Raw genomic sequence first — 13,690 nt, 5'->3', positions numbered from 1 at the left:
TTCAAAGAGAGTGTTAGCTTTTAAAAAACTAGCACTCTCTTTGGATAAATTAAAGGAGAATTTCTTTAGATGGAAAATTCAGATGCTATGATAGTTTTTCCTCCTCTAACTGAAGCCAGGCTCTTTCCATATCTAAGTTTACCTATGATTACTAGTTTTTTGAGGAACAAGGGAATGAGTGTAAGTCAAATTGATTTAAATATTGAATTATGCCATACCCTCTTTAGTGAAGATTGTTTAGCTGAATATGTGAGCATCAATGAAAACGGAAGTAAAGACTTAAAATTGATATATAAAGTCGAAATGGCTAAATACTTATTCAAAGAACAAAAGCAACTTTACAATAATGTATTTATTGAGAAAAAATCTTCTGATTCATTGAAGTATGACGTTCGGTTGGTGAGACAAGGCATAGAACTATTACTAGTAAATTCGTTTTTAAAGCTTGAGATTACCTCATTGGAGGAAATCCTTGAATTGGTAAGGAATTTTAGTTGGAAAAAAAGTGATATTGCAACAAAGGTTTTATATGAAAATATCAAAGAAAAAATTCTTAACGATAAGCCCAAAATCTTCGCGATTTCTATTGCCTATTATAGCCAAATATTACCTTCCCTTTTAATATGCAAGTGGATTAGAGAACTTTCCCCTAATACTCACATTATTCTTGGCGGACAACAAATCATGATTCGTCAATCATCTTTCTTAAGCCTAAATGGATTAAATCAATTTGTGGATTCATTAGGAATATCAGCAGGTGAAGAAACATTATTCATGTTGGACAGGTATTTGAAAAACGATTGCCAAATCGGGATGGTGCCGGATATTGTTTGGCTTAATGAGAAGAATGTTGAAAATATCCCATCTAAGTCTGCATATAGGATCACCGACGCCTTACCACCTGACTTTTCTGATTTACCGTACAAAAACTATTTAGATGAAGAAGTGCATATGTCTTTGATTACATGTGTGGGGTGTTACTGGGGACGATGTACTTTTTGTTCATATGGTAATAGATCCAGAAAAGAAAAAAGTTATCAGCAAAAAACGGCAAGGCAAGTAGCAAACGAGTGCGAGGATATCATTAACAATTACGGGGTTAATAGAATAAATTTCATAGATGAGAATACTAATTTGAGGCTTGTCGTCAATGCAGTCAAAATCCTTAAATCCAGAGGATACGAAATTAAATTCAGTACACGAAACCGTCTTGAGAATGTGTTGTTAGACGCTGAATTTTGTTTTGAGCTAAGTAATTTAGGCTGTATTTTAATGTCTGTTGGCTATGAAACCAATTCTCAAAGGATTTTAGATTCCTTGGATAAGGGAGTGCAATCTAGTAATTATCAACAGATAATAGATAATTTACATAATGCCAACATTACGCTGCGAATGTCTATAATTGGTGGCTTACCTGGTGAAACCGAGGATGAAATTAAATGTTCTGAGGAATTTTTACTTAAAAATCAAGATAAGATTGGCATCGACGTCATGCAAATGCTCGTTTTAGAACCAGGTACCTATATTTATGAAGATACAAATAATCCTGATATCCATATTCAATCAAGCAAGAATCTAAGAGGAAACAAATTACTCAATTATGGGATGGGTAGAATGGGAGCAACATTTCAATACTCTGACGGAAAAACGTTTGAAGAAAAGCTGAATAGATTCTTGCAATTGCACAAAAGTGTCAACCCCCAAAAGAATGATGAGCTACCTCCTGATAAATACAAAACGGTAGGACAGGATATCACTTCAAATACCTTATTGATAAACCCATGGACTAAAATCATTAAGCTAGATAGGACGTATATCATGGACTTTGTATGGCAAAGAATCTTCTTAGTGCCAGAATCCATAGAAGTATTCGGAAACACACTGATAATTAGCAAGGCTGACGATAAAAAGTACCTTGAGTATTTTGTCGAAAAAGGTGTGATTAACCTTAAATAAAATAACTTATGGGAGGAATGACAAATGAGCACAGTCTATCAGAAAATAAAATTTCCGAATGTAAAGGAAAAACTGGGGCTTGGTTTAGGCATGGATTTACCTTGGGGGGAAGATATAGGTTTTTCCAGCAAAGGGGACCATGACGACATCACGCCTAAGATGAAAGGCTTTTTTCAAAATTATAAAGACGAGTTTAATTATATTTTCTTTGCTTTTCAACCGAAAAATAGAAGTGTGTTAAAAGCCGAGGACTACTTTGAAGCCTATGATAGATTATTTGAAGCCAATCCACATCTAAAGGCGAGAGCATTCCATCAAACGATTTTAAATATGGGGGCTACCGAATATTACAAAAAAACAGAAATCATAGAATTCACAAATAAGATTATAGAAAGATACGACATAAGATGGATTGTAGAAGATCTTGGCCTGTGGTCAATAAAAGGGAAAACCGTCCCTTTCCCTTTACCACCATATATGACACCAGCAGGATTGGAAGCTTGTATTAAGAACATCAACGAATACCAATCTGAACTGGCTGTTCCAGTTTCAGTTGAATTTCCTGGATTCACTGAAGGTACTAACTTCTTTATTGGGGAAATAAATGGATTTGATTATTTCAGAACATTGGTCGAAGAGACAAACTCCCCTATCACTATAGATATTGGTCATATCCTTAGTTATCAATGGTTGTTAGGGAATACAAATGAAAAGATGTTCAATGGTTTAGAAAAATTGCCTTTTGAGAACTGTTTTGAATTGCATCTTTCAGGTTGCCAAATTATTAAAGGGAAATTCAGAGATTTGCATCATGGAGTTTTAATGGATGAACAAATTCAGCTTTTAGATTACTTGCTTCCTTTATGCCCTAATTTAAAAGCCATTACATATGAAGACCCTAAATATACAGATGAAGGAATATTAATTCCGAAGTCACAGAAAAATTATCAAAGAATGAAGGAGGCAGTTGAAAAATGGCAAATGATTTAAAACCAAAGAATTATTCACTAGACGAGTTACTTTACAATTTATTATATGATTACCAATATAGAAATAACTTTTTAAATGATGAGTTTAATGAACTGAATTTATCAGCTGATAATTTAAATCACATAAAAACAATAGATAAAGAAGAGCTTGTAGCAACGGCTACAACAATTGTAAGAAATTTAATGAGCGGAAATATTGAACATAAAGGTGGTTTAAGAACTTCTTTTCCCGGTGTTTTTCAAGCTTTAGAAACCCTTGAAACCGATATAACGCTGTTAATGCATAAGTTCCTGGCGTCCAAACATTTCGAGTGCTACATGGAATTGCCCTATGCAGGGGAGGGGACTTGTATCGAGGAAGCGTTTTACAATTATTTGTCTGAAAACGAAGAATTTATCCTTGCGGCTGATAATAATCATTTACTATTAAAACACGAATTTTTAAATGCCATTTTATCTATACTAACAGTCAATAAACACCCATTTTTCAGAATAGATAGTGACCTGGTTAAAAATAATGGTCATATTTACTATGCGTACCAAACATACTCCAAAGAAATATCCGAGGCACTAAGTGGAAAAAAAGTAGCTAGTGATTCCGAAAAGGTTATATGGCTATATGCAGCGACCGAAAAAAATTTAATTAGGGGCCCTATTCATCCAAGTGTATTAGAAATGGTAGAAATAGGAGGTTCAAGGGAAATAAACCGCCAACAAAAGTTCAATCAGGACCAGATAGACTGGATTCTAAACTTAGGATTAATTAAGAATGATGGATAAAATATATGTATATGAGGAACATAGTGAAGTATTTTCATATTGGGTCAATGAAATTCCCAGGAATAGTACCTTGGTTTATTTTGATCAACACTTAGATTTAAAGTTCATAGAAAATTCAAAAATGAAAAGAATCAGTCAGTTCATTAAAGAGGGTCTGTGTATTGATGAATTGAAAAAAGATATTCCTTGTAGGGAAGATGGAAGATATTCTTATGGGATTGATGACTTTTTGTACGCCGCAATACAAGAGGGCCTTTTTCGGAAAATAATATGGGTATATCCTCGTATGTTGGGAGAAAAAGGGTTTAGTGAATTACTTTGGGAGCTATTATCCCTTGTACCCAACCATGGAAAAGAATTCATATCAAGCTTTAGAAACGGAAAAAACTCTGCTTCTGTACAATTAAATAATATTGAGTTACATGTCACAACGATTGACTATCTAGGAGAATTCATAATTAATGAGCAGGTTATTGTGGATTTCGATTTGGATTATTTTTATGATCCCAAGACTAATGATTTATCGAATGATATAGACGAAACCTTACATGTATTGAACAATCTAGGCCTCTTTAATCAAGTGAAAACAATGTCCTATTCTATCAAAAGTGGGTTTCTACCTGAAAGTTTCAGGTGGATAGGGAAATATATAGCAGGACAAATGGGGAGGGAGATTGTATATTCCAAGGAAGATAAGTTTTCTCCGAAGGTAACGATGGAGAAAATTTCATCGAATAAAAAATTGAGTCTAGCAGAAATAGACGAATTAAACTTTGAATTGAGGCCATTAGGAGCAATAGGTTGGAAATTGAAATCGATTCTCTATACCCAGTCTGGTGAAATTGAACTTGCTAAGAATTGCTATCAAAAAGCGACTAAAAAAGGTGATGATTCATATTGGGCTGCCTATGTTTTAGGCATTCACTTTTTCAAGGATAGGAATTATGAAGAGGCTTTAAATTGGTTTAATAAAACTGGAAATATAGTCGATACCATCGAGGCACATGGCCTAATATTACGTTTAATTTGTTGCCTTCGTTTGGAGCTGTATCAAAAAGGATATGATTTATCAAAAGAGTGCATCGAATTATTACCTATGAGAATAGAGGGTTATATATTGGGTGAAGCATTCGCAGCAAAACTAGGAATGAAATTAATGGATTTTGATGGCAAGATCCATGACGATCCTTCGCAATTAGTAATTAGTCGGGCTGATACGAAACATGAACAATGAATATTTAATATCATATGATTCAACCGTTGAAGGGGTTGTTTCACCAAGGTGTGATGATAATGAAAAGAATAAGTTTCTTCAAGAAGAACTAAATCATTGTTTAAAATTCATTGAACGTGATAGCTATGATCACTCAAGACATTGGAAGTCCTTCAAACTTCGTATTGGATTAAGCAGTTATGAATTAAAGTATTCCATCCTTATAAAGATCTTAATAGAGACTTCAACATCTATTATTCCAGTATTATGGCAAACAAGAACTAATAAGTCACCATGTACTGAATTAATGGATCATTTTGATGTTATTTTAGCGGAAGTAGAAGCTGCTTTATATGGTCAGCAACTTGAACGCAAGATTGAAACACAAATTGTGCTTGAGCCATGGACTGGATCTCATTATGTACACGAATGTTTTGGTCATACTTTAGAAGCAGATAATTACCTAGAGTATTTAAAGCCAAATGGAATAACGATGGGATACAAATGGTCAGAATATAAAATCAACGTATTCGATGACCCGACCATTCCTGGGCAAAATGGCAGTTATTTATTGGATGCGGAACAGAATGAAACATTTAGGACTCACTTAATAAAGGATGGGATAACCGTAGGTTTGATGCATAACGCAAAAACTTGTAAGCTCCTAGGCTTACAATCTTCATGTAATGCAAGAAGCGTTGGCATATCTTCGCTTGCGATGCCCAGAATGTCAACAACTTATTTGGATTCTGGCAATATGGAAGTACAGGAGATAATTTCAGGAATCGACAATGGGATCTATTGCAGAGGTTCCTGGGGTGGGGGATCACTTGGTTTGAATTTTGTAATCCGGCCATCATATGGTTTGGTCATTAAAAATGGGAAAATAACCAATAAAATACTTAGAAGATTTGATATTAAAGGAAACAAACTTGATTCAGCTAAAGCTATTAAGTCCCTTAGCAATGAACTGCATTTCTTTAATCCGGTTTTTGGCTGTAATAAGAATGGTGAAAATAATCTTAGCGTCACCCAAGGTTCACCTCATATTCATTTTGAAAATCTAACACTTTATCCCGTACTTTGAAAGGATGAGCGAATTGATAGATAAGATACACTATAAACAATTATCACTAACGAATTTTGAAGAAAATTATGCGGGTAAAAAGCCACTGATAATAACAGGATTAGTAGATTTATGGCCTTCTAAGGACTGGGATACAGACTATCTACAGTCTACTTATGGAGAAAGGGAAATCATCATAAGGAAATCAGGATACGATAAAGAAAAAAAATTTTACAAATCAAAACTTGGTAAATTCATCGGTATTTTAAATGATAACCCCGAAAAATTGTATTGTGACTGGCCCTTTTCCATCATGGGAAATGAAGATTTAGAGAGTTATTTTGAAACTCCATCTCTATTCGACCATAATACAATCAGGACCAAAAATAACAAGAAATTAAAATGGATTTTCCTAGGTTCGGTTGGAACAGGAACCCCAATACACCAGGATTTTGAGAAATCACATAATTGGAATGCAGTTGTATTTGGCCAAAAAAAATGGATTTTTTTCAGCCCTGATGATACTGAGTATGTGAAAGAATGTAAGCATGATTTATTCGATTTGGATTTAAAGGAGGATCCAAATTTCAAATATTCCAAGCCCTACATTGTGGAACAGTTTTCTGGAGAATTAATGTACACCCCTAAAAATTGGTGGCATGCCGTGCGAAATATCGAAACCTCTTTCTCAGTTAGTGAGAATTTTTGGTATAAAGATGAAAAGGAATAATCCTTTATTCCTTTTAAGTGACAGGTTTAAAACTGGTATTTACTAAATTTAGCGGCATACAAACATTCTGTAGATTTTAGTGATGCCGCCGTATCTAATGAAATCGGGAAATCAGCCATAGGGCTGTTTTTCTTTTTACCCTCTGAATCCTTGTTGCCCTTAGTGAGCCTTCGCCTGCTTTGCTTCAAAAATCCTCCATACGAATTTATCAATTCCGTCATTACTTAAGAAAGGATGTTTGCCGGAGAATAGTCAATCTCACTTTGAAAAGATGGATATAAATGATAGAATTAACACTTATTGTTAATTGGAGAGGGTGGTATTTCATGGATCAAGACACAAAAGTGATTCAAGAATTGCAGGAATTGAAGCAAAAAGTCGGTCATCTTGAAGACTTATTAACGCAGCAACAGAATAAAAAGGAAAAAGCAGGACCATTTCGAATCTTTCTGGACGCAGTAGTCTCATTGTTATTTGGATTAATTGTTGTAGGACCGGTTATAGTGATTGTCGTTGGGGTCCTGATGGTGGCGGCATCATGGTTAGGGAGGGAGTTTTAAACGTTTAGGAGAGCCTGGGCTTTTAATAGATTCATTTGATAAGGTAAACAGGAAGTTAGTGTTCGGTTATTCCAGTGGGGATTATTGATGACGGATTGAAAGAAGGCCACGGTTTTGCTCTAATTATAGATAGGGAAGGTATTAAGCTTAATTATGGCCATCCTGTCTTCGTTCGCCAAGAAACGGAAAAAGAACCACTCATCCCCACAAGACAGTAGTGGTTCTTCTTCTGACCAAGATTAAATCGTTCTGAAAAATGGCTGCTTACTCTTGCTGTTTTCACCCTCATGTATCGAGCATTGGGTCTTATTAGTTTATGTTAGGGTAATTACATGAATATTCAGACAACGAAAAGGGAAGTTGAAGCATGGTTGCTGAAACGTTTTGTTTGTCCTGGAAATGCTCCGTTGCATAAATTAAAGTCAGACCCGGGTAGGTGTTTCATAAATAAAATAATCATCTTTTAAAGATATAATGCAAAAAAAGGACTGTTACTGCAAGGTTGTATCTTTTTTCAATGGACAGAGAATCATTTTCTTTCATGAATTCTTCGATATCTTCACACTCAAGATTAGAGAATAAGGAAATCGTCTCTACTGGTATACCAAATTCTTTGTTCAGTGCTTGAGTTATAGCAGAGACCCTTTCATTTGCATCGGATGAAGGCACGCCTATGACTAATAGGCCCACTAAATCTATTAGGTCCATCATTTCTGTTTGAGTTACCGTGGATTGAATATTTTCACCATTTGCAAAATCTAGAATGACTTGCTCAGATATTCCTGTAATTTTACTTAATGAAGCCGCAGGCATTTTATAATCATTTAGAAGAGTTCTTAATAACTCTTTAGGTTCATGACCAATCATCTTAAATAACCCTCTTTCACTTTTAACTCTATTATATATGGAAGTAGACAATATAATAATATTGTCTATTTATTGTTTGAAAAATACGGATGGCACTAAGTTAGGAACAATCAAACTGAAGAAATATTTACCTTAGGTAGAAATGATCAAATTTCTAGTGAAGTTGCTGTGATAATGCATCAACTTTATTTCACATAGTATTCTACTGATTTCATAGTGCTGGCTCAAGGAGATTTCCCATGATTTGTTTCTTTGAAAATATTATTCTGAGAAAGTTATTGACAAATTTACTTTGAGTCCGTATAGTATTGGATATTATTAAAAATATTCAGATATAATTTAATTTTTGAAACGCAATGATCAGGAGTAGTAAAAGCACATTATTCGGTAAAGAGAGCTGCGGGTTGGTGCAACGCAGTCCAATGATACTTTGAACTTGCCTGGGAGTGGTAAAGTGAAAGAAAGGAATGATTCCATTCTTTTGTTTTAACGATTGACCTTCGTTACAAGGTTTTAAAGCAGGGCTCTAGAAAAGAGCCAATAAGAGTGGTACCGCGGTAAGCTTAAGGCATATCGTCTCTTTCTTCATTTGATTATGAAGGAAGAGACGATATGCTTTTTTTGATTTTTGGGAGGTAAGGATATGGAAACGGACAAACGGAATTTACAGAGGACAATGACTTCAAGGCATATTACGATGATGGCATTAGGCGGTGCCATCGGGGCAGGTTTATTTAAAGGAAGCAGTTCAGCCATTGATATGGCAGGCCCTTCCGTAATCATTGCGTACTTGATAGGTGGCATCATCCTATTATTCATCATGCAAGGTTTAGCTGAAATGGCGGTCCGCAATAGCGGTGCACGAACATTCAGGGATTTGGTCCAATCGATTTTAGGAAAGTATCCTGCCTATTTCCTGGACTGGATCTATTGGAAAATGTGGGTATTGAATATTGCGGCCGAATCAGTGGTTGCGGCGATTTTCCTTCAATATTGGCTGCCTGGATATCCAATCTGGATACTGGCATTAGCTGTTTCGGTTTTAGTTACTGCGGTTAACTTACTATCGGTAAAGGTTTTTGCTGAAACGGAGTACTGGCTCGCTTTAATTAAAATTACTGTCATCATTGTGTTCATCATGGCTGGATTATTGTTGCTGCTCGTTACTTTTGGTGATCATACAGCCGTCGGTTTTTCTAACTTGACTGAACATGGCGGTTTCTTTCCGAATGGATCGACCGGTTTGATCACGGCGATGCTGGTTGTAATCTATTCATATGGCGGTACGGAAATCATCGGGGTCACATTAGCTGAAACGAAAAACCCTGAAAAAGTGGTACCAAAAGCCGTTCGCAGTACATTAATCAGGATCATTTCCTTCTATATCATTCCCTTTTTCATCATCGTTAGCTTAATTCCTTGGAACGAAGTAAACGGGGTGCAGGAAAGTCCGTTTGTAATGGTCTTTCAAATGATTGGGATTCCTGGTGCCGACCATATTATGAACGCCGTTGTTCTATTAGCGATCATTTCCTCGATGAACTCCGGGTTGTATGGTTCATCCCGCGTTCTATATACACAAGCCGTGGATGGTCGCATTCCGAAAATCTTTTCCCGTTTATCCAAGAAGAAAGTACCTGTTCCCGCAATCTTAATGTGTACTTCCGCTTTATATGGCGGTGTACTGATTTCGTTATTTGCTGGAAGCAAGACATTCGAGTTCCTAATGGGTTCGCTAGGATATACCGTACTATTCATCTGGTTGATCATTGCTTTCGCCCATTTGAAATCACGTAAACAACAGTCTGGAAAAACAAGTGCTTATTCGGTAAAATGGTTCCCGTATACGACTTGGGCTGCGATCATCGCTTTAATAACGATCCTGATCGGAATCATTTTCACGACATCCATAATCGTTACGATCATTACACTTTGCATCTACATCTTCATTTCCTTGACGTTTGTATGGAAAAAACGCCATAACAAAATCTAGAGAAAGCGGGGATATCGCTTTTGCCTTCTCGCATATAAGTTTCAGTTTCAAGCCATGGTAGCATGCCATGGCTTTCGTTATGTATTCTTGGTCACACCAAAAGTAAGAGATATCCATTTTACTAGTTCATGGGAATCATTAACTTTAGCAATTAAAGAGTTAATCTAGTGAAAAATGTTGTATAATAATCTTTGGAAAAAAACCAATATATTGAAAGCCGGAGCGAGCCATGAAAAACAAATCCATACTATCCTTTCACCCGTTATACTATCTATTACTTTTGGTGATTACTAGTTCCATCTATTCAATCATCAACCAATCTTCAGGTCATGCTGTCGATGTTACGACTATAATAGATGGGGAGATTCCCTTTATTAAAGAATTTGTCGTGCCTTATTTACTTTGGTATCCGTATATTTATGGATTGCTGATATACTACTGTTTTGTTGACCGAAAGCACTATTTCGTAGGATTAGGCAGTTTAATATCGGGGAAACTTCTCTGTTTTCTTGTATATTGCCTTTGGCAATCGACAGTCCCGCGTCCAGAAGTAGTGGGGAACGATATCTTTGCCCATTTAATGAGAATCGTCTATAGTCATGATCAACCTGTCAACTGTCTTCCCAGCATTCATGTACTGACTACATTCATCATGATGATCGTCGCCCATAAGCGGAAAGAACAGCATAAATGGGAGTATGCCAGTGTCACTGCATTCGGAACACTGATAATCCTCTCCACGCTATTTACGAAACAGCATGCTGTATTGGATGTACTCGCAGGGATACTTCTTGCATGTGGGGTATATGCAGCTGTCCAGTATATGTTCCAAGCCCTATCGGCTTATCAGGCCAATCATTTCGCAGCGAGGCAAATTAAAAAGTGACCACAGGAAAAAGCCACTGTAAGAATATTGGCTCCCATGAGCTAATATGTTACAGTGGCTTTTTGTGTATTAAAAATTTGGATATTTATGTTAAATTATATATGATATGATGTTTTTAATCGAATTGAAACAATGGAGGGAGGAAAAGAATGCCTCATTATCTTAATAGAATTACTGAAGACTTGGTTAAAGCGAAGTTGGAAAATTATTGGCCGGGTTTTGAACTTGCTGCTTATGCATTATATGATAAGAAAAATGTTTATCTTTTCAATCATCCCAAATTCAGTAACGATCTACAATGTACATATCATACTTTAAAGTGGGATGTACGGTTTACTGGCGACACAATTATTTTGTATGAAGAATATCCCACTGCAATTGTTAATATGGATTCGTATGAGCATTATGAAGATTTGTATTCAATAGTGGTTCACGAATTATTTCACGGCTATCAATATATTAAAGATGAAAAACGGTTTCCTGATGAAATGATGGGAATCACATATCCGGTGTCAAAAGAAAATGTGGAATTGCGAAATCGGGAAAGAACAAATCTTTATCATGCGTTGTTGGAAAATAACGTAATGAAGAAGAAACGATACCTTGATGCTTTCATTGCCCTAAGGGAAAAAAGAGCAGCCAGTATTGAAGAGTACCTGATATATGAAAAGTTGATTGAAACCATTGAGGGACCTGCATGGTATGTCGAATTAAGGGCTTACTCCGAAAAAAGCCCGCTTGATTACCATTCAGTTTTAAAAAAGTATGCACAACCACTAATAAACAAATTTAAATCCACTTCTAGTATTAGAAGAAGTTGTTATAGTTCCGGTTTGTTTATGTGTTTGTTACTTGAGGAGCTTTCACCAGGCTGGATGGAAAGTTTTTTTGATAGAGAAGAAACATTATATGACCTATTAAAACAGCATACCGGTGACTGTATCGAAGATTCAATAGCTGATGTGAAGGTAAGTACTGAAACAGAGGAAGCAGTTAATTTTGCTTTAGAAAAGAGAAAAAATGAATTTGAAGAATTTTATCAACAAGCAGGAATTCATCTATATATTGAAGGGGAAATAACTGCTGAATCCTTTGACCCGATGAATATCATCTCCTTAGAAGATAAACTTTTACATAAAAGCTTTTTAAAAGTAAGAATCAGCAATCAAGACTTTCTTTTTCAACAACCTGTAATTGCCCATGTTGGTAATGGAATTAAATATATAAATAAATTACATCTGATATTAGGCAATAGCCCCATTGAAAACAGTGATTCGCTTACAATTGATGGTGTTGGGGAAATAAAGGGAAAATATAAGAAACAAGAAAATATCAGGCATTTACTTATTGATTAAAATGGACATAAAAAAATAAGTAGCTCAAATAAATCGTCAAAAAAAGAATAAATCCCACTAAAGGGATAATGAGGAAATAAACACTTGCATTACAAGGTAGTGTAAATGTAAAATGAAGTAAATATTTTTTTGAACTAATACCTTGTTATACAAGACAAAGGGGGAGGTGATTCAATATCCATGGCATCAACTCAAATGCTTAAAGGGATTTTGGAAGGTTGTCTGTTAGCGATCATTAAAGAGGGGGAGGTTTACGGGTACGAATTAGCCGAAAAGCTTGGGGGATATGGGTTTGATTCTTTAAGTGAAGGTACCATTTATCCATTATTAATTCGCATGCAGAAGGAAAAATTAGTAATTACGACTTTAAAGAAATCAACAGCAGGTCCTAGTCGGAAGTATTACTCTTTATCTGAAAAAGGCGAAAGCGAACTGGAAGTCTTCATTGACCGGTGGAATAAGCTAAGTTCAAATGTAAATAAAATAGTGAAAAACAACGGGGGAATGTAAAGGTGCTTGATGTTAACAAAGCGTTATCCAGGGAAAGTCAACTCTTTTTAGAAGACCTCAGATTATACCTTTTTTCAAGTGGAAAGAAAACGGCTGAAATCGAGGATCTCATCGAAGAGTTAGAGGTCCATCTTTTCGAAGCGGAGAGGAATGAAAAAAGTGTAGAGCATATCATAGGCAGAAGTCCAAAAGAGTACATGAAACTTCTTTCTGATGAAATGTCAGTTGATTTTAAGGGATGGCTGAAATATATAGCGATGATTTTAATCGGGGCATTTTCCTATTGGATTATTGCAAAAGCTATAAATGGTGGGATTGGATTTTCATTATTGGAAATCATTGGCTACCCTTTGGCGGCAATCCTTTCAATATTCGGTTATATGTTATCTTTTAGGTATATGGCTAGTCATAAATTATCCAAGGTAAAGCAAGGTGCACTCCTATATGGACTAGGCATAATCTCGATTGCATTATTTGCAGGTTTAATTTTGTTTAGTGAGATCTATAGCACAACGTTTATTGAATTTGAAAACACAGGTAATATTATTGCTGTAATACTAGCCATTTCAATATTCATCCTCATATCCTTATGGAGCAAATCCTGGGTTTCCATCATCATTCCGATCCTCCTTTTTGCACCTGAAGTTTTATTGAAACAGACCCATTACCAAGGGGACGTTAATTTGATACTGAGCAGTTTAATAACGATGCTGGGTATCCTCATTTATTGTGGATATACGATCAGGAAAACCAAAAGCAGTTGAAGTGTTTTACCTGCAGGTTCC

13 protein-coding genes and 1 other annotated feature are annotated in these 13,690 nt (G+C 35.7%); of the genes, 12 read left to right on the top strand and 1 reads right to left on the bottom strand.

Going from position 1 to position 13,690, the window contains the following annotated elements:
* Positions 1 to 69 precede the first annotated feature (69 nt).
* The 7 genes from JNUCC41_RS02680 (at position 70) to JNUCC41_RS02650 (ending at position 7,294) form a co-directional block, all read left to right on the top strand.
* On the top strand, positions 70 to 1,956 hold the full coding sequence (locus JNUCC41_RS02680; RefSeq protein ID WP_192206256.1) for a B12-binding domain-containing radical SAM protein: 1,887 nt from the start codon (positions 70 to 72) through the stop codon (positions 1,954 to 1,956).
* 90 nt (positions 1,957 to 2,046) lie between these two features.
* Positions 2,047 to 2,946 (top strand): multinuclear nonheme iron-dependent oxidase, encoded by a 900-nt coding sequence (locus JNUCC41_RS02675; protein WP_228467502.1) that lies wholly within the window; start codon positions 2,047 to 2,049, stop codon positions 2,944 to 2,946.
* Positions 2,931 to 3,725, top strand: a complete 795-nt coding sequence (locus JNUCC41_RS02670) for a hypothetical protein (protein WP_192206254.1) — start codon at positions 2,931 to 2,933, stop codon at positions 3,723 to 3,725. Before JNUCC41_RS02675 ends, JNUCC41_RS02670 begins: the two co-directional genes overlap by 16 nt.
* On the top strand, positions 3,715 to 4,959 hold the full coding sequence (locus JNUCC41_RS02665) for a peptide arginase family protein (RefSeq protein WP_192206253.1): 1,245 nt from the start codon (positions 3,715 to 3,717) through the stop codon (positions 4,957 to 4,959). The genes JNUCC41_RS02670 and JNUCC41_RS02665 overlap by 11 nt, the downstream gene beginning before the upstream one ends.
* The gene (locus JNUCC41_RS02660; RefSeq protein ID WP_192206252.1) at positions 4,949 to 6,025 is read left to right on the top strand and encodes a TldD/PmbA family protein; all 1,077 of its coding nucleotides are present in this window, start codon (positions 4,949 to 4,951) and stop codon (positions 6,023 to 6,025) included. The genes JNUCC41_RS02665 and JNUCC41_RS02660 overlap by 11 nt, the downstream gene beginning before the upstream one ends.
* 13 nt (positions 6,026 to 6,038) lie before the next feature.
* Positions 6,039 to 6,734, top strand: coding sequence for a cupin-like domain-containing protein (locus JNUCC41_RS02655; protein ID WP_192206251.1), 696 nt, complete (start codon positions 6,039 to 6,041; stop codon positions 6,732 to 6,734).
* Between the two features lie 326 nt (positions 6,735 to 7,060).
* Positions 7,061 to 7,294 (top strand): hypothetical protein, encoded by a 234-nt coding sequence (locus JNUCC41_RS02650; RefSeq protein WP_192206250.1) that lies wholly within the window; start codon positions 7,061 to 7,063, stop codon positions 7,292 to 7,294.
* 456 nt (positions 7,295 to 7,750) lie between these two features.
* On the opposite strand, the gene JNUCC41_RS02645 is transcribed toward JNUCC41_RS02650, so the two are convergent.
* Positions 7,751 to 8,161, bottom strand: a complete 411-nt coding sequence (locus JNUCC41_RS02645) for an HTH domain-containing protein (RefSeq protein ID WP_192206249.1) — start codon at positions 8,159 to 8,161, stop codon at positions 7,751 to 7,753.
* A gap of 347 nt (positions 8,162 to 8,508) precedes the next feature.
* Positions 8,509 to 8,745: a binding site (T-box leader), on the top strand.
* 59 nt (positions 8,746 to 8,804) lie between these two features.
* Here JNUCC41_RS02645 and JNUCC41_RS02640 point away from each other — a divergent pair.
* The 5 genes from JNUCC41_RS02640 to JNUCC41_RS02620 all read left to right on the top strand — a co-directional run bounded on the left by JNUCC41_RS02640 (position 8,805) and on the right by JNUCC41_RS02620 (position 13,669).
* Positions 8,805 to 10,154, top strand: coding sequence for an amino acid permease (locus JNUCC41_RS02640; RefSeq protein ID WP_192206248.1), 1,350 nt, complete (start codon positions 8,805 to 8,807; stop codon positions 10,152 to 10,154).
* Positions 10,155 to 10,383: 229 nt separating this feature from the next.
* Entirely contained in the window at positions 10,384 to 11,040 is a 657-nt protein-coding gene (locus JNUCC41_RS02635) for a phosphatase PAP2 family protein (protein WP_192206247.1), read from the top strand.
* A gap of 353 nt (positions 11,041 to 11,393) precedes the next feature.
* Positions 11,394 to 12,395: a hypothetical protein gene (locus tag JNUCC41_RS02630; RefSeq protein WP_228467500.1), complete on the top strand. Its 1,002-nt coding sequence runs from the start codon at positions 11,394 to 11,396 to the stop codon at positions 12,393 to 12,395.
* Between the two features lie 180 nt (positions 12,396 to 12,575).
* Positions 12,576 to 12,905, top strand: coding sequence for a PadR family transcriptional regulator (locus JNUCC41_RS02625; RefSeq protein ID WP_192206245.1), 330 nt, complete (start codon positions 12,576 to 12,578; stop codon positions 12,903 to 12,905).
* 2 nt (positions 12,906 to 12,907) lie between these two features.
* Entirely contained in the window at positions 12,908 to 13,669 is a 762-nt protein-coding gene (locus JNUCC41_RS02620; RefSeq protein WP_192206244.1) for an HAAS domain-containing protein, read from the top strand.
* The last annotated feature ends 21 nt before the right edge of the window (positions 13,670 to 13,690 follow it).

The sequence above is a fragment of the Brevibacillus sp. JNUCC-41 genome (assembly GCF_014844095.1).
In the GTDB taxonomy this organism is placed as follows: domain Bacteria; phylum Bacillota; class Bacilli; order Bacillales; family DSM-1321; genus Peribacillus; species Peribacillus aracenensis.
The sequence above is the reverse complement of the archived record's forward strand: the minus strand, read 5'-3'. Positions and strand labels throughout refer to the sequence as shown.